The following is a 16,170-nucleotide window of genomic DNA, read 5'->3' as shown; positions in this document are numbered from 1 at the left end:
GACGCGGATGTCGGCGGCCCCCGAACGCGGGCCTGGCCGGGGGTGCTGACTAGGCTGGGGTTGACGACGGGACGGCCCCTGCAACGGCCCGTCCCACCAACGACCCACAGCGTGGTGGGCGAAGGGGAGTGCTTTTCATGGAGTCTGGCGGCCGAATCGGCGGCGGCAGCGCTTCTGCCGAGGTCGAAGCCGGTGCGAGCGGTGACACCATCCAGAACGAGGGCATGCCGCAGGCGCATCCGGACGACCTGGATGACGGCGACCTCGACGAGCCCCTGCCCAACGGCGAGCGCCTGATCGCGGCCGCGGTCGCGCTGGCCGCCGGGGGCAACCCGGACACCCCGAGCCTGGCCGACGACCGGCTGGCCGAGGCCCAGCTGGTCCAGCGGTACTGGCGCTTCGCCCCCGACGAGGAACTCGTCGACCTGACTCCCGCCCGCCTGCTGGAGGCCGCGCGGGCCCACCGCGAGCTGGCGGCTTCACGGATGCCGGGCGAGCTGAAGTTGCGCCTGTCCCTGTCGGCCGAACCGCGCCACACCGTCGTGGAGATCGTCACCGACGACATGCCGTTCCTGGTCGACTCGGTCACCGCGGCGCTGTCCGCGCGCAAGGACGTGCAACTGCTGGTGCACCCGGTGATGGTGGTGCGCCGTGACGAGCAGGGTCTGCTGACCGAGGTCTGCGCCGAGGTCGAGCCGGACGACGCCATCGCCGGCGACCTGGTCGAGAGCTGGATGCGGATCGAGGTCGGCGCCATCCGCGACGAGGCGGAGCTGGAGCACCTGCAGGCCGACCTGGAGCGGGTGCTGGGCGACGTGCGCCGGGCGGTCGAGGACTGGCCGCGGATGCGGGCCCAGGCGCTGGCGCTGGCCGACGAGATCTCCGGCGCCGAGCTGCCGGTCCCGGACCGCGACATCACCGACTCGGTGGAGCTGCTGCGCTGGCTCGCCGACCACCACTTCACCTTCCTCGGCTACCGCGAGTACGAGCTGGTCCACGTGCCCGGCGCGCCCGGCAGCGAGACCGACCTGATGCGCGCCGTGCCCGGCAGCGGGCTGGGCATCCTGCGGGACGAGTCGTCCTCCACGACCCGCACGCTGGAGTCGATGACGCCGGAGGCACAACACAAGGCGCTGGAGAAGCGCCTGCTGGTGATCACCAAGGCCAACTCGCGGTCCACCGTGCACCGCTCGGCGTACCTGGACTACATCGGCTTCAAGATGTTCGACGCGGACGGCAACGTCTGCGGCGAGCGGCGCTTCCTTGGCCTGTTCTCGTCGGCGGCCTACCGCACCAGCGTGCGGGACCTGCCGGTGATCCGCCGCAAGGTGGACAACGTGCTGGACCGCTCCGGCCTGTCCGCCCGCAGCCACTCCGGCAAGGACCTGCTGGAGATCCTGGAGACGTACCCGCGCGACGAGCTGTTCCAGATCAGCACCGACGACCTGTACCAGGCCGTGACCGGGGTGCTGCGCATGGCCGGACGCCGGCAGCTGCGGCTGTTCCTGCGCCGCGACGGCTACGGCCGGTTCATCTCAGCCCTGGTCTACCTGCCGCGCGACCGGTTCACCACCGCGCACCGGCTGGCCATGCAGGACATCCTGCTGCGCGAGCTGAACGGCGTCGGCGTCGACTACACGACCCGGGTCAGCGAGTCCAACCTGGCCCGCATCCACTTCATCGTGCGCACCGACCCGAACGACCCGCCCGGCGACGTCGACGTCGACGCGCTGGCCGAGATGCTCGGCGACGCCACCCGCAACTGGGACGACGACTTCCGCCTGGTGCTGGAGCGCAAGGTCGGCGACGAGCAGGCCAAGCTGCTGGCCACCCGGTACGTCGATGCGCTGCCGGAGACCTACAAGGACGGGCACCTGCCCTACGAGGGCGCGCAGGACCTGGCCAAGCTGGAGCTGCTGGACGAGCCCGGCCAGCTGGAGATGCACCTGTTCCGGCGGCGCTACACGGCCGGCTCGGGCAGCATGGTCGAGGCCACCACGCCCGGCAACGACGTGCGGTTCAAGGTCTACCGGCACGGCGAGCCGATGCTGCTGTCGGCGGTGCTGCCGGTGCTGCACTCGCTGGGCGTGCGGGTCACCGACGAGCGGCCGTACGAGGTGCGCCGCGACGACGCGACCGTGTTCGTGTACGACTTCGGCCTGCAGCTGCCCTCCGGGGCGCGCGACCTGGCCGAGGTGCGCGCGCACGTGGAGAACGCCTTCGCCGCCGCGTGGCGGGGTGAGGCCGAGGTCGACGGCTTCAACGAGCTGGTGCTGCGCGCGGGTCTGACCTGGCGGCAGGCCGTGGTGCTGCGGGCGTACGCCAAGTACCTGCGCCAGGCCGGCACGGTGTTCGCGCAGGAGTCGATGGAGGCGACCTTCACGGCGTACCCGCAGATCGCGGCGATGCTGGTGGCCCTGTTCGAGACCCGGTTCAACCCGAACCTGCAGCTGAGCGACACCGAGCGCGGCAGCCAGGCCAAGGAGCTGATCTCGGCGATCGGCCGCCAGCTGGAGACGGTGGCGAGCCTGGACCAGGACCGCATCCTGCGCAACTTCCTGACGCTGATGCAGGCCACGCTGCGCACCTCCTTCTTCCAGAAGGCGGCCGACGGGCGGCCCAAGTCGTACATCTCGTTCAAGTTGGACCCGCAGGCGATCCCGGACCTGCCCGCGCCGCGGCCGAAGTTCGAGATCTTCGTGTACTCGCCCCGCTTCGAGGGCGTGCACCTGCGCTTCGGCGCGGTGGCCCGAGGCGGCCTGCGCTGGTCGGACCGCCGCGACGACTTCCGCACCGAGGTCCTGGGCCTGGTCAAGGCGCAGATGGTCAAGAACGCGGTGATCGTGCCGGTCGGGGCCAAGGGCGGCTTCGTGCTCAAGCAGGCCCCCGCCGGCGGTGACCGCGACGCCCTGCAGGCCGAGGGTGTGGCGTGCTACAGGCGCTTCATCTCGGCGCTGCTCGACATCACCGACAACCTCGACGCCGGCAAGATCGTGCCGCCGGCCGACGTGGTGCGCCACGACGGCGACGACCCCTACCTGGTCGTCGCCGCGGACAAGGGCACGGCGACGTTCTCCGACATCGCCAACGAGATCTCCGCCTCGTACGGGTTCTGGCTCGGCGACGCGTTCGCCTCGGGCGGCTCGGCCGGCTACGACCACAAGGGCATGGGCATCACCGCCCGGGGCGCGTGGGAGTCCGTCAAACGGCACTTCCGCGACCTGGGCCAGGACACCCAGACCGAGGACTTCACGGTCGTCGGCGTGGGTGACATGTCCGGCGACGTCTTCGGCAACGGCATGCTGCTGTCCGAGCACATCCGCCTGGTCGCCGCGTTCGACCACCGGCACATCTTCCTCGACCCGAACCCGGACGCGGCCACGTCGTTCGCCGAGCGGGCCCGTTTGTTCGCCCTGACCCGAAGCTCGTGGGCCGACTACGACCCCACCCTCATCTCCGAGGGCGGCGGCGTGCACCCGCGCACGGCCAAGTCCATCCCGATCACGCCGCAGGTGCGGTCCGCGCTAGGGCTGGCCGACACGGTCACCGCGATGAGCCCGGCCGAGCTGATGAAGGCGATCCTGCTCGCCCCGGTGGACCTGCTCTGGAACGGCGGCATCGGCACCTACGTCAAGGCGACGACAGAGTCGCACGCCGAGGTGGGGGACAAGGCCAACGACGCGATCCGGGTCAACGGCGGGCACCTGCGCTGCCGGGTCGTCGGCGAGGGCGGCAACCTGGGTCTGACCCAGGCCGGGCGCATCGAGTACGCGCGCAAGGGCGCGCAGGGCGCGGGCGGCCGGATCTTCACCGACTTCATCGACAACACGGCCGGCGTGGACTGCTCCGACCACGAGGTCAACATCAAGATCCTGCTGGGCGCGGACACCGAGCTGGGCCGCGACGCCCGCAACGAGCTGCTGGCCAGCATGACCGACGAGGTCGCCGCGCTGGTGCTGCGCGACAACTACGGCCAGGCCACGGCGCTGGGCAACGCCCGCGCGCAGACCCTGTCGCTGCTGCCGGTGCACCGCCGCCTGCTCACCGAGCTGGAGCGCTCCGGCCGGCTGGACCGGGCCCTGGAGGGCCTGCCCACCGACGAGGAGCTGGTGGCGCGCTCGGAGAACGGCGAGGGCCTGTCCACGCCCGAGTTCGCCGTGCTCATGGCGTACGTGAAGATCGCGCTGGAGGAGGAGATCGTCCACTCCGACCTGCCCGACGACGCGTGGACCGCGCAGACCATGGCCGACTACTTCCCGACGCCGCTGCACGGCATGACCCAGCAGATGGCCGAGCACCGGCTGCGCCGCGAGATCGTCACCACGGTGCTGGTCAACGAGACCGTCAACCGGGGTGGCATCACGTTCGTGCACCGTACGGTCGAGGAGACCGGCGCGTCCGCCGCGGACGTGCTCCGGGCCTTCGAGATCGTCTGGGAGGTCTTCGAACTGCCCGCGCTGTGGGCGGCCGTCGAGGCCACCGACAACCGGGTGCCGACCGCCGCGCAGACCGCGGTCTACCTCAAGGCCCGCCGCCTCATGGACCGCGCGGTCCGCTGGCTCATCCAGAACCGCCGCTCACCCCTGGACGTGCCCGGCGAGATCGCCAAGCTCAAGCCCGGCGTGTCCGCGCTGGCCCCGCGCATGAAGGAGATGTTCCTGGGCGCGGAGCGCGAGGGCATCGCCGAACACGAGGCCGAGCTGGTCGCCCTGGGCGCCCCGCAGGACCTGGCCGAATGGGGTGCCCGCACCCTGTACAGCTTCGCCCTGCTCGACGTCGTCGAGGTCGCCTCGGCGACCGGTCGCGACCTCGACGAGGTGGCCGGCGTCTACTTCGTCCTGTCCGAGCGCTTCCGCGTCGACGACCTCCTCACCAAGATCTCCCAGCTCCCCCGGGACGACCGCTGGCAGACCCTGGCCCGCATGGCCCTGCGCTACGACCTCTACGCCGCCCTGGCAGCCCTCACCGGAGAAGTCCTGGCGGCCTCCCCGACCGGCACCCCCCAGGACCGCGTCACCCAATGGGAGCAGCGCAACGCCACCACCATCGCCCAAGCCCGCAAATCCATCGGCGAACTCGAGGGCATCAAGGCCGACCTGGCCCCCCTCTCGGTCCTGCTCCGCCAAATCCGCACCCTCGTTCGCACCGCCGCCGCCTGACCCACCCGCCCTCCACCCAAGATCGCGACGATCTTGCTTGGACTGTGGGGATGACACGCTCCATTCGGGCGTATCCCCAACAGTTCGCGCAAGATCGTCGCGATCTTGGCTTGTGGCGGGGTGGGAGGTCAGGTGAGGAAGGTTTTGGCGCGGGTCAGGGCTTCGGGGTCGGTGAGGATGTCGTCGGGGCGGTTGCCGTAGCCGAGGAGGGCACCGCCCCAGGTCATGCCTAGGTAGGCGGCGGACAGGCGCAGGGTGCCGATGAGCGGGTCGGCGGTGGAGAAGTCGGTGGAGCTCAGGACGCTGACCGTCCACAGGGTCTTGCCGCGCATGCGGGCCTTGAAGTCGGCGCCGGGGACGCGTAGCCAGGCGGACCAGTGGTCGAGGTAGAGCTTGGCGGAGGCGGAGACGCTGTACCAGTACAGCGGGGAGGCGATGACCAGGTTGTCGGCGGCCAGGGTGGCGTCGAGCAGGGTCTTCTCGGGGCCTTCGGGTCGAGGGTAGACGCCGTCGCCGGTGTGGCGGATGTCGTCGAACGGGGGCAGTGGCAGGTCGCGGAGGTTGAGCCAGGTCTGCGTGGCGTGGGCCGGGAGTTCGGCGGCGGCGGTGCGGGCCAGGGTCTCGGTGTTGCCGCCCTGCCGGGCCCCGGCGAGCAGGAAGAGGTAGGTGCTGGGGTGATCGAACGGCACGGCCGGGTCTCCTGTCGGAAATGATTCATGCTCACGCATTAGATGCGTGAGCATGAATACTGCCATCGAGTCGGGCCGATGGTCCAGTCCGGGTCGGAGTGACGACGGTTACGAGACGAGGCCCAGGATCTCGGCGGCGGCGCGGCCGTTCGCGTGGCTCGCGCCGTACGTCGTGACGAAGGCCTTCACGCCGCTGGGCCGCCAGCCTGCGGGCCAGCCCATCTCGACCACGGCGAGCGGGTGCACCGCCGCGAGCTGCTCGGCCAGCGACCGGGCGGCGGGGTTGCGGTGGGTGTGCCGGCCGACGAGCACGATGGGCCGTCCGGCGGCGGCGTCGATGAGCGCGCCGGCGCTGGTTTCGTCGGCGGCGACGGCCAGCTGCGGGGTGCCGTCGAGGTGCGGCGACAGGCCCCACGGCACGGCGCCCTCGGCGATGGTGTGCCCGGCCCGCAGCTGTACGACGAACGGCTGCTCGAACCCGGTCAGGCTGCCCTCGACACTCACCGCACGCCGCGCGGCGTCGTAACCCAGCCGCGGGCTGAGCTCGATCTCCTCGATCCCGTGCGTCCACGCGGCCAGCGCCTGGTTGCGGGCGACGGCCTGCTCGACCCGCGCGACGGGCAGCGTGCCGTCGGCGATCGCGCCGGCGATGGCCGAAGCGACGTGCTCGGTGATCTCCAGATCGATGTCCGCGCCGAGGCACAGCAGGTCGGCCCCGGCCGCCAGCGCCCGGACCGCTGCCGGGCCGATGCCGCCCGCGGCACGGGCCGCGCCCTGCATCTCCAGCGCGTCGGTGACCACGGTGCCGGTGAAGCCGTACTCCCGGCGCAGCACGTCGACCAGCAGCTTCTCGCTGAACGTGGCCGGTTCGTCGCCGGTGATCGCGGGCACCCGGATGTGCGCCGTCATGATCGCCTTGGTGCCCGCCGCGATGACGGCCGCGAACGGGGGCAGCTCGCGGTCGCGCAGCAGTTGCGGGGTCACGTCGACGGTCGGCAGCTCCAGGTGCGAGTCGGCGATGGTCGCGCCGTGCCCGGGGAAGTGCTTGGCGCAGGCGGCCACGCCGGCCTGCTGGAGGCCGACCACGGCCGCGGCGGCGTGCGCGGCGACCCGGACCGGGTCCGCGCCGAACGACCGGGTGCCGATGACCGGATTGTCGGTGGCGGTGTTGACGTCGACGGTGGGGGCCAGGTTCAGGTTGATGCCGACGTCGGCCAGCTCCCGCCCGATGGAGTGGTACACGCGGCGGGTGAGGTCGAGGTCGCCGATCGCGCCCAGCGCCGCGTTGCCCGGGTACGGGCTGCCGGTGCGGTGGGCCAGCCGGGTGACGTCGCCGCCCTCCTCGTCGATGGCGATGAGGGTGTCACGGCGCGCTGCCCGCAGCTGTGCGGTCAGCCCGGCGAGCTGCACCGGCTCGGCCACGTTGAACCCGAACAGCGTGTAGCCGGCCAGGCCCTCGCCGAGCAGGCCGGTGGCCCACTCGGGGGCGGTGTGGCCCTGGAACGCGGCCAGCATGGTGCGCAGTGCCAGCCGGCGCAGACCTGGATCAGTGGTCACGGTGTCCTCCGCTTCGACCCGACGTGGTGGTGGGCCCTTCGGCCAGAGTGTCGGGTCTTGCCATCCATAGTGGTTTTGTGCTCGTAGGCCGTAGGCTACGGCCGTACCGGTTAAGGTAACCCAATCTAATAAGAAACTTTACTAAAAGCCAGCGCGCGCCGACATCCGGTGCTGCCGCATGTCGACTCTAGGATGACGCACCATGGCCGCAGTTTCCCAGCCCGGCACCCCCCGGCTGCTCCGCGCGCTCAACGACCGGGCCGCCCTCGAGCTGCTGCTGGCCCGCGGCCCGCTGACCCGATCCCAGCTCGGCGAGCTGACCGGCCTGTCCAAGGTCACCGCCTCCCAGCTGGTCGAGCGGCTGGAGGAGCGCGGCCTGGTGCGCCGGGTCGGCGAGCAGGCGGGCGGACGCGGCCCCAACGCGCAGCTCTACAACGTCGCGCCGAACAGCGCGTACGTGGTGGGCGTCGAGGTGGGCGACGAGCACGTGGTGGCCGCCTGTGCCGACATCACCGGCGCGGTGGTGGGCCGGGTCGAGGTCTCCACCAAGCCCGACGCCAACGGTGGCGGCGAGGACCCGGTCCGGCTGGTGCACAACGCCGTCGTGCAGGCGGCCGAGCAGGCCGGCGCCTCGCTGGGCGACGTACGCCGCATCGTGCTGGGCACCCCGGGCCTGGTCGACCCGAACACCGGCGACATCGTCTTCGCCTTCAACCTGCCCCGCTGGCAGCGCGGCCTCGCCGCGGCCCTGCGCGACGACCTGCACACCACCATCGTGTTCGAGAACGACGTGAACCTCGCCGCCGTCGCCGAGTCCCACACCGGCGCGGCCCGCGAGGTGGGCGACTTCCTGCTGGTCTGGATCGGCCAGGGCGTCGGCCTGGCCGTCATGCTCGGCGGCCGGCTGCACCGCGGCACCGCCGGGGCGGCCGGTGAGATCGGCTACCTGCCGGTGCCCGGCGCGGACATCCCGCGTGAGGTCAGCCGGCGCGGCAAGGGCGCGTTCCAGCAGGTTGCCGGGGCGGACGCGGTCCGCCAGGTGGCCCGCGAGCACGGCTTCCGGACCGGCACCGCCGCCGAGGCGGTCAAGGCCGCGATCGCGGCGGGCACCAAGGGCGGCCCGGTGCTCGACGAGGTCGCCCGGCGGCTGGCGCTGGGTGTGGCGGCCTCCTGCATCGTGCTCGACCCGCCGCTGGTGGTGCTGGCCGGCGAGGTCGGCGCGGCGGGCGGCACCCCGCTGGCCGAGCGCGTGCAGCACGAGGTCGCCGCGATCAGCCCGGTCGCACCGCGGGTCGTGGTGACCGGTGTGGCCGACGAGCCCGTGCTTCAGGGCGCGCTGCTCACCGCCCTCGACGCGGTCCGCGACGAGGTCTTCGGCTCGACCGTCGACTGATCAGGTCAGGTCCCGGCGGCGGAAGTTGGCGAACGCGGCGGCGATCAAGGCGGCGGTGAGGCCCGCCACCACCATGCCGCCGCTCAGCCGGGTGATCACCAGGTCGCCCGTGCCGTCGAGGCCGTGCCAGTAGGTCAGGTCGCCGGAGACGAACGCGGACAGGTAGCTGGACAGGAAGTACGAGTCGTACGGCAGCATGCCGCCGATCTCGAAGACGATGCGCGCGCCCGCCTCCCAGACCAGGAAGTAGCCGACCGCGATGCCCAGCGCTGCCGCCGTGTGGCGGGCCAGCGTGGCCAGCGCGAACGCGCTGGCGGCGGCGGCGGTCGACAGCGCGATGGCACGCCCGCCCAGCCCGGCGAGGTCGGCCCAGAAAGCCACGCCGGGTTGGCCGGTCCAGCCTGAGGTGTAGGCGATCAGGTAGAACGTGCCGACGTAGAGCGCCGTGAACAGGGCGGAGAACACCGCGACACCACCGGTCAGCGCGGTGAGCTTGGCCCCGAGGATCGCGGAGCGCTGGGGCCGCCACAGCAGCAGATTGGTGATCCCGCCGCTGCTCATCTCGGCCCCGATGAACGACGCGGCGATCACGAAGGCGAAGAAGCTGAGATACACCGCCAGGAAGACGGTCAGCCCTCCGATCTCCTGCTCGAACACGAACGCGTCCTCGAGGTAGCGCGCGGCCTGGATCTCGGTGGAGTCGCCCACGGCGCCGCAGCCGCCGGGGAAGGCCGCCTCCGCGGCTTCCTTGTCGACGAGGAACTTCTCCTCGCAGTTCGCCTTGAACCGGGCGAGGCTCTCGCGCTGCTCCGAGGCGGTCCGCTGGGCGTCGGCCCAGACCCCGGCGTCGGGCCGGGTGGAGTTGGCCAGCGTGGTCGCCGCGGTGACCCCGAAGACGGCGAGCAGGCCGAGCACCATGATGTGGGTGAACCGCCGCGACAGCAGCCGGCTCACCTCGGCACGTACCAGATTCATGCCTTCTCCTCGCTGCGCTCGTCGGCGGCATGTCGCCTGAGGCTGCTGACTCGCTCGCTGCGCTCGCTCATGCGTTCTCCCCGCTGCGTACGTCGAGGTCGATGAAGTTGTCGGCGGGTGGGCGGCGGCGGGTCGGCACGGCGATCTGCGGGGGTGCGTCGGCGGCGGGCCGGGTGCCGGTGAGGTCCAGGAAGACGCTCTCCAGGTCGGGCGTGAGCGGTGTCAGCTCCGTCACCCAGAGGCCGGCCCGGCCGAGCGTCTCGCTGATCGCGGCCGGGCCGCTGACGCCGCCGACGAACAGCACGCCGTCGGCGGACCGCACCGTCGCGCCCGCGGCCCGCAGCACCTGCGCGGCCTGCTCGGGGTCGGCGACCCGGACCAGGTGCTCGCCGGTGTCGTGGCCGGCCAGCACCACGGACACGGGCCCGTGCGCGACTCGGCGACCCCGGTCGATGATGGTGACCGAGTCGCAGACCTGCTCGATCTCGGACAGCAGGTGGCTGGAGAGCAGCACGGTCACGCCCTGCTCGGCCAGGTCGCTCATCAGGGTGCGCATGGCGTGGATGCCGGACGGGTCCAGCCCGTTCGCGGGCTCGTCGAGGATGAGCAGCTCGGGCCGCTTGAGCAGGGCGGAGGCGACGGCGAGCCGCTGGCGCATGCCGAGGGAGTACACCTTGACCGGCTCGTCGGCGCGGTCTCGCAAGCCGACGGTGGTCAGCACCTCGTCGACCCGGCCGCGGGGCAGCCCGCCTGCGGTGGCCAGCAGCTGGAGGGTCTTGCGGCCGCTGAACGAGGTGAAGAAGGCCGGGCTCTCCACGATCGCGCCCACCCGGTGCGCCACGCTGCCGAAGTCGGCGCTGGGCGTGTCGAGGATGCGCATCACACCCTCGTCGGGCCGCAGCAGGCCGAGCAGCGTACGCAGCGTGGTGGTCTTGCCCGAGCCGTTGGGCCCGAGGAAGCCGTGGACCTGGCCCTTCTCGACGTACATGTCGAAACCGTCGAGTGCGGTCTTCTCCTCGCGCCACAGGCTGTGGAACGTCTTGCACAACCCGCTGATCTCGATCACGGCGGTCACAGCGCCTCCCCAGTCGGTCTGTGTGCCGCCTCACCGTATGTGATCCGGCAGCGCTCGTGGGGGCCCGGTGCCGACCGGACTGTGATCTGGCTGGCAGGTCTGCACTCCGGCGGGTGCGGCCGTGATTGGATATCGGCTGTGTCAGGACTGCACCGCGTCGCTCAGACCGTCCACGAGGTCAACCGGGCCGTAGCCCCGGACGACCCCGATCTCGTGATCGCCGCCGAAGGCGTCGACGTCGTCCGCGAGGGCAAGCATCTGCTGCGGGACATCTCGTGGCGGGTGGAGCTGGACGAGCGCTGGGTGGTGCTCGGCCCCAACGGGGCGGGCAAGACCACGCTGCTGCACCTGGCCGCCGGCCGCGCGCACCCGACCAAGGGCGCCGTGTACGTGCTCGGCGAGCGCATCGGCCGCGTCGACATGCACGAGCTGCGCACCCGGATCGGCCTGTCCACGGCCGCGCTGGCCGAGCGGGTGCCCCCGGGCGAGCTGGTCCGCGACGTGGTGGTCACCGCGTCCTGGTCGGTGGTGGGCCGGTTCAAGGAGTCGTACGACCCGATGGACGAGGCCCGCGCCGGCGAATTGCTGGAGGAGTGGGGCATGGCCGGGCTGGCGCAGCGCCAGTACGGCACCCTGTCGGAGGGCGAGCGCAAGCGCACCCAGATCGCCCGTGCCCTGATGACCGACCCGGAGCTGCTACTGCTGGACGAGCCCGCGGCGGGGCTGGACCTGGGCGGCCGGGAAGACCTGGTGGCGCGGCTGTCCGAGCTGGCGGCCGACCCGGACGCCCCGGCGCTGGTGCTGGTGACGCACCACGTCGAGGAGATCCCGCCGAGCTTCACCCACGCGCTGCTGCTGCGCGAGGGCGGCATCGTCGCGGCCGGGCCGATCCCGGAGACGATCACGTCGGACAACCTGTCGGCGACCTTCGGCCTGCCGCTGGAGGTCACCTCGGTCGACGGCCGGTTCACCGCCCGCGCCCGCTGACCGGCGTCCTGGCGGAACCGGCACCGGGCTTGCCCGGACCGGTCACGATCGTAGGTATGCGCACGCTACTGAACATCCTGTGGTTCATCTTCGGCAGCGGCTTCCTGCTGGCCATCGCGTACGGGCTGGCCGGCATCATCTGTTTCGTCCTGATCGTGACCATCCCGTTCGGCGTGGCCTCGTTCCGGATCGCCCGGTACGCGCTGTGGCCGTTCGGGTACACCATCGTGGAGAAGCCCAGCGCGGGGCTGGCCTCGACGCTGGCGAACGTCGTCTGGCTGATCGTGGCGGGCTGGTGGCTGGCGCTGACGCACATCGTCACCGGCATCGCGCTGTGCATCACGCTGATCGGCATCCCGTTCGGCATCGCCAACTTCAAGCTGGTGCCCGCCGCGCTGTGGCCGCTCGGCAGGGAGATCGTCGAGCGTCCCTGACCGTCGCGCCGCGGCCGGGCCGTCCCCGACGCGGGACGGGCCGGCCGTGCGGTGCTAGCGGTGCTGTTCGAGGGCACGCTGGACGGAGCGGTAGATGCGGCCGAAGCGGGACTCGTCGGCCACCCGCAGCAGGAGCAACTCGCGGCCGCGCCATACCGCCCAGATCTCGTGCATCGAGATGCCCTGGTCGTAGCTGTGGTCGAGGCGGTGCAGCGTCCACTCCAGCGCGGGACCGGCGAGGCCGACCAGCAGCACGACGATCGCCAGCGGCACCAGCACCCGCCCGGCCGCCCCGGGATCGCCGACCGTGGCGGCGATCAGGTAGATGAGTCCGAGCAGGGCCAGCACCGCGCCGACCACGACGCCGGCGTTCAGCGCGCCGCGCCCGGCCAGCCGGCGCATGGACCGCGGATCCGCGGTGATCTCGCGGTGCCAGACGTACTCCAGATCCTCGAGCCGGAAGACGCGGTCGTGGATGTGGATCGCGGTGGAGGTGACTTCCACCGCGGGATCGCGGTAATAGACGATCATCGCAGCCTCCGGCCCTCACCGTAGGCGATCCGTGCAAACCGCCTAAGCTCGTCCTATCGGCACTCGATGAGGAGGCAGCGGTGGGCGAGTTCGTGAACGTGGAAGTCGACGCAGGCATCGGCACCATCCGGTTGGAACGCCCGCCGATGAACGCGCTGAACGTCCAGGTCCAGGAAGAGCTGCGGGCCGCCGCCCAGGCCGTGACGACCGACAGCCGCATCGCCGCAGTCGTCGTCTACGGCGGACCCAAGGTCTTCGCGGCCGGCGCCGACATCAAGGAGATGGCGGACATGTCGTACGTGGACATGTCGGCTCGCGCCGGTGCGCTGAGCAGTTCCTTCGACGCCGTCGCCCGCATCCCGAAGCCGGTCGTCGCCGCGATCACCGGGTACGCCCTCGGCGGCGGTTGCGAACTGGCCCTGGCCTGCGACTGGCGGGTCGTCGCCGAGGACGCCAAGCTCGGCCAGCCTGAGATCAAGCTGGGCATCATCCCCGGCGCGGGCGGCACCCAGCGGCTGGCGCGCCTGGTCGGGCCGGCCAAGGCCAAGGACATCATCTTCTCCGGCCGCATGGTCGACGCCGAGGAGGCGCTGGAGATCGGGCTCGCCGACCGGGTGTGCGCCGCCGACATGGTGTACGACCAGGCCAAGGCGCTGGTCGCCGCTTACGTGAACGGCCCCGCGCAGGCGCTGAAGGCGGCGAAGCTGGCCATCGACGGCGGCCTGGACCGCGACCTGGCGGCCGGGTTGGCCTGGGAGTCGCAGCTGTTCGCGGCGCTGTTCGCCACCGAGGACCGGCGCGAGGGCATGACCGCGTTCGTGGAGCGCCGCCAGCCGAAGTTCATCGGCCGCTGACACCGCCGCGACCGGGCTCCCTACCCGGTGTCGGCCTGCACCGGCGCGCCGCCGGGTCACCCGCGGCGCGCCGGGGAAGCACGTTCGCGAGTTTGTGAGTCCTCTTCATATTTTCTCGCGTGCTGGATAGGCTCCCGGCACACGAAGGGACACGGTCATGGCTGAGACCTCTGACAGCGCTGTTTCGGGCCACGGCGGGCAGCTGGCGCTCGCCGCCTTGCGGGCCGCGGGTGTACGCGAGCTGTTCACCCTCTCCGGGGGGCACGTCTTCCCGGTGTACGACGCGGCCCACCAGGACGGCTTCCCGCTCTACGACGTGCGGCACGAGCAGACCGCCGTGTTCGCCGCCGAGGCGGTCGCCAAACTGCAGCGCCGCCCAGGTGTCGCGGTGCTCACCGCCGGTCCCGGCGTCACCAACGGCGTCTCCGGCCTGACCAGCGCCTTCTTCAACGCCGCCCCGGTGCTGGTGCTGGGCGGGCGCGCCCCGCAGTTCCGCTGGGGTTCCGGTTCGCTGCAGGAGATCGACCACCTGCCGATCGTCGCGCCGGTCACCAAACACGCCGCCACCGTCACGTCCACCGACGACATCACCGCGGCCGTGACCACCGCGCTGGAGCACGCGCTCACCCCGCACCGCGGGCCGTCCTTCCTGGACCTGCCGCTCGAAGTCGTCTTCAGCACCGGCGACGGCAAGGCCGTCGCGCCGCAGGTCGGCGTCCTGGAGCCGGACCCGGACCTGGTCGAGCGGGCCGCCCGGCTCGTCGCCGCCGCGCAGCGCCCCGTGATCATCGCCGGTTCCGACGTGTACGGCGGGGACGCGACCGAGGCGCTGCGGGCCGCCGCCGAGGCGCTGACCGTGCCCGTCTTCGCCAACGGCATGGGCCGCGGCTCGCTGCCCCCGAGCCACCCGCTGGCCTTCGCCAAGTCCCGCCGCAAGGCCCTGGACGGGGCCGACGTGGTCGTCGTCGTGGGCACCCCGCTCGACTTCCGGCTCGGCTTCGGCGACTTCGGCGCGGCCCAGGTCGTGCACATCGTGGACGCGCCGAGCCAGCGCGCCGGGCACGTCACCGTCGCCGTCTCGCCCGCCGGCGACCTGCGCACGATCCTGACCGGCCTCGCGGCGTACGCGGGGGAGCGGGTGGACCACGGGGACTGGGTGGCCACGCTGCGGGACGCCGAGCAGGCCCAGGCCGCCAAGCACGAGCTGGAGATGCAGGCCGACACCGAGCTGATCAAACCGGCCCGGGTCTACGGCGAACTGCGCAAGGTGCTGGCCGCCGACGCGGTCACCATCGGCGACGGCGGCGACTTCGTCTCGTACGCCGGGCGCTACCTGGAGCCGTCGGTTCCCGGCAGCTGGCTCGACCCCGGCCCGTACGGCTGCCTCGGCACCGGCATGGGTTACGCCATGGGCGCCCGCGTCACCTACCCCGACCGCCAGATCTGCGTCCTGATGGGCGACGGCGCGGCCGGCTTCTCCCTGATGGACGTCGAGTCCCTGGTCCGCCAGAAGCTGCCGGTCGTCATGGTCGTCGGCAACAACGGCATCTGGGGCCTGGAGAAGCACCCCATGCGCGCCATGTACGGCTACGACGTCGCCGCCGACCTCCAGCCCGGCCTGCGCTACGACGAGGTCGTCAAGGCACTCGGCGGCGGTGGCGAAACCGTCGCCAAGGCCGCCGACCTCCCCGCCGCCCTGTCCCGCGCCTTCTCCGCCGGCGTCCCCTACCTCGTCAACGTCATCACCGACCCCGCCGACGCCTACCCCCGTTCCGCCAACCTCGCCTAAAGGCGAAGGAAGGGCACCTTCTTATCGCTACGCGTATAAGAAGGTGCCCTTCTTACCGGGTTTGGTCACGACCTGCGACAGGTCCTCCCGCAGAGGGGTCCGGTGGGCGATCGTCCGGCGAGTGATGGTCCATCCGCCGCTGATGCCTACCCCCGCGCTGTGCGGGCGCACGGGTGATGGTCGATCGCGATCAGGTCGCCCCCCATGCTGTGTTGCAGACCCTCCGCCCCGTGTCGTAGGTGCACGAAGCGTGGCGGCACGTCGAGCCATACCCCCGACGCCCGCGCGTCCACGATGAGCACAAGCTGCACGATTCCCGCGACCATGGCGTGCGGCACCTGCGAATCCACCCTGGCGAGCTGCTCCAGCAGGGCTCGTGCGAACTCGCGCCAGCGCTGCGCGTCGACGTACAGGAAGTCGGCGTCCGGTCCGATCATGCCGCTGTCCAGTCCGAACACGTCTTCCAGCAGCCGCACCTGGCCCGCGAACAGCCTCGCCGACACCATTCCCGCATCCCAGACCGTGACCCCGTCGCACTCCACGAGCATGCCCATCCGCTACTCCTCCCACCGCGACCGTGTGCCAGTCTCCCCGGCACCGGCCAAACGCGGCCGCCCAGATTCGGATCTAGCAGAGTTGTGGGGGGGTTATCGACCCCCACCAGGGTGGTAACGGAATAGGGGGCCCCGCGTGCGAGGTGGGGGGGCGGCCCCGGAGACGCCCGGAC

12 protein-coding genes are annotated in these 16,170 nt (G+C 71.7%); 6 read left to right on the top strand and 6 right to left on the bottom strand.

Going from position 1 to position 16,170, the window contains the following annotated elements:
• Positions 1–224 precede the first annotated feature (224 nt).
• Positions 225–5,159, top strand: coding sequence for an NAD-glutamate dehydrogenase (locus AB0B66_RS00865; protein WP_360521723.1), 4,935 nt, complete (start codon positions 225–227; stop codon positions 5,157–5,159).
• Positions 5,160–5,287: 128 nt separating this feature from the next.
• Here AB0B66_RS00865 and AB0B66_RS00860 read toward each other — a convergent pair whose 3' ends face one another.
• Together AB0B66_RS00860 and AB0B66_RS00855 are read right to left on the bottom strand one after the other, a co-directional pair.
• Positions 5,288–5,848 carry an NAD(P)H-dependent oxidoreductase gene (locus AB0B66_RS00860; protein ID WP_360520767.1) on the bottom strand — a complete coding sequence of 187 codons (561 nt, stop codon included), beginning with the start codon at positions 5,846–5,848 and terminating at the stop codon, positions 5,288–5,290.
• A gap of 108 nt (positions 5,849–5,956) precedes the next feature.
• Positions 5,957–7,405: a glycoside hydrolase family 3 N-terminal domain-containing protein gene (locus tag AB0B66_RS00855; protein ID WP_360520764.1), complete on the bottom strand. Its 1,449-nt coding sequence runs from the start codon at positions 7,403–7,405 to the stop codon at positions 5,957–5,959.
• 202 nt (positions 7,406–7,607) lie between these two features.
• Between AB0B66_RS00855 and AB0B66_RS00850 the strand changes: the two genes are divergently transcribed.
• Positions 7,608–8,798: an ROK family transcriptional regulator gene (locus AB0B66_RS00850; protein WP_360520761.1), complete on the top strand. Its 1,191-nt coding sequence runs from the start codon at positions 7,608–7,610 to the stop codon at positions 8,796–8,798.
• On the opposite strand, the gene AB0B66_RS00845 is transcribed toward AB0B66_RS00850, so the two are convergent.
• Together AB0B66_RS00845 and AB0B66_RS00840 are read right to left on the bottom strand one after the other, a co-directional pair.
• The gene (locus AB0B66_RS00845; protein ID WP_360520758.1) at positions 8,799–9,773 is read right to left on the bottom strand and encodes an ABC transporter permease subunit; all 975 of its coding nucleotides are present in this window, start codon (positions 9,771–9,773) and stop codon (positions 8,799–8,801) included. It lies immediately after the preceding gene.
• 67 nt (positions 9,774–9,840) lie between these two features.
• Complete coding sequence (locus AB0B66_RS00840) at positions 9,841–10,848, bottom strand: ATP-binding cassette domain-containing protein (RefSeq protein ID WP_360520755.1); 1,008 nt, start codon at positions 10,846–10,848, stop codon at positions 9,841–9,843.
• 147 nt (positions 10,849–10,995) lie between these two features.
• Here AB0B66_RS00840 and AB0B66_RS00835 point away from each other — a divergent pair, with 147 nt between their 5' ends.
• Positions 10,996–11,835: an ABC transporter ATP-binding protein gene (locus tag AB0B66_RS00835; RefSeq protein WP_360521720.1), complete on the top strand. Its 840-nt coding sequence runs from the start codon at positions 10,996–10,998 to the stop codon at positions 11,833–11,835.
• A gap of 56 nt (positions 11,836–11,891) precedes the next feature.
• Entirely contained in the window at positions 11,892–12,269 is a 378-nt protein-coding gene (locus AB0B66_RS00830) for a YccF domain-containing protein (protein ID WP_203693621.1), read from the top strand.
• Positions 12,270–12,323: 54 nt separating this feature from the next.
• Here AB0B66_RS00830 and AB0B66_RS00825 read toward each other — a convergent pair whose 3' ends face one another.
• Complete coding sequence (locus AB0B66_RS00825) at positions 12,324–12,800, bottom strand: DUF6232 family protein (RefSeq protein WP_360520751.1); 477 nt, start codon at positions 12,798–12,800, stop codon at positions 12,324–12,326.
• An 80-nt stretch (positions 12,801–12,880) separates the two neighbouring features.
• Between AB0B66_RS00825 and AB0B66_RS00820 the strand changes: the two genes are divergently transcribed.
• Both AB0B66_RS00820 and AB0B66_RS00815 read left to right on the top strand, forming a co-directional pair.
• On the top strand, positions 12,881–13,654 hold the full coding sequence (locus tag AB0B66_RS00820) for an enoyl-CoA hydratase-related protein (RefSeq protein ID WP_360520748.1): 774 nt from the start codon (positions 12,881–12,883) through the stop codon (positions 13,652–13,654).
• A 157-nt stretch (positions 13,655–13,811) separates the two neighbouring features.
• Positions 13,812–15,443: an acetolactate synthase gene (locus AB0B66_RS00815; protein ID WP_360520745.1), complete on the top strand. Its 1,632-nt coding sequence runs from the start codon at positions 13,812–13,814 to the stop codon at positions 15,441–15,443.
• A gap of 146 nt (positions 15,444–15,589) precedes the next feature.
• Here the strand turns inward: AB0B66_RS00815 and AB0B66_RS00810 are convergent, their stop codons facing one another.
• Positions 15,590–15,997: a DUF6086 family protein gene (locus AB0B66_RS00810; protein ID WP_360520742.1), complete on the bottom strand. Its 408-nt coding sequence runs from the start codon at positions 15,995–15,997 to the stop codon at positions 15,590–15,592.
• Between the last annotated feature and the right edge of the window lie 173 nt (positions 15,998–16,170).

It is taken from the genome of Catellatospora sp. NPDC049111 (assembly GCF_040648615.1).
Lineage (GTDB): Bacteria > Actinomycetota > Actinomycetes > Mycobacteriales > Micromonosporaceae > Catellatospora > Catellatospora aurea.
This window is presented reverse-complemented; position numbering and strand designations above follow the sequence as displayed.

Excerpts from the sequence above, each read along its gene's own strand:
- AB0B66_RS00845 (WP_360520758.1), bottom strand. The coding sequence starts at position 9,773 with ATGAATCTGGTACGTGCCGAGGTGAGCCGGCTGCTGTCGCGGCGGTTC.
- AB0B66_RS00815 (WP_360520745.1), top strand. The coding sequence starts at position 13,812 with ATGGCTGAGACCTCTGACAGCGCTGTTTCGGGCCACGGCGGGCAGCTG.
- AB0B66_RS00865 (WP_360521723.1), top strand. The coding sequence starts at position 225 with ATGCCGCAGGCGCATCCGGACGACCTGGATGACGGCGACCTCGACGAG.
- AB0B66_RS00850 (WP_360520761.1), top strand. The coding sequence starts at position 7,608 with ATGGCCGCAGTTTCCCAGCCCGGCACCCCCCGGCTGCTCCGCGCGCTC.
- AB0B66_RS00830 (WP_203693621.1), top strand. The coding sequence starts at position 11,892 with ATGCGCACGCTACTGAACATCCTGTGGTTCATCTTCGGCAGCGGCTTC.
- AB0B66_RS00810 (WP_360520742.1), bottom strand. The coding sequence starts at position 15,997 with ATGGGCATGCTCGTGGAGTGCGACGGGGTCACGGTCTGGGATGCGGGA.
- AB0B66_RS00825 (WP_360520751.1), bottom strand. The coding sequence starts at position 12,800 with ATGATCGTCTATTACCGCGATCCCGCGGTGGAAGTCACCTCCACCGCG.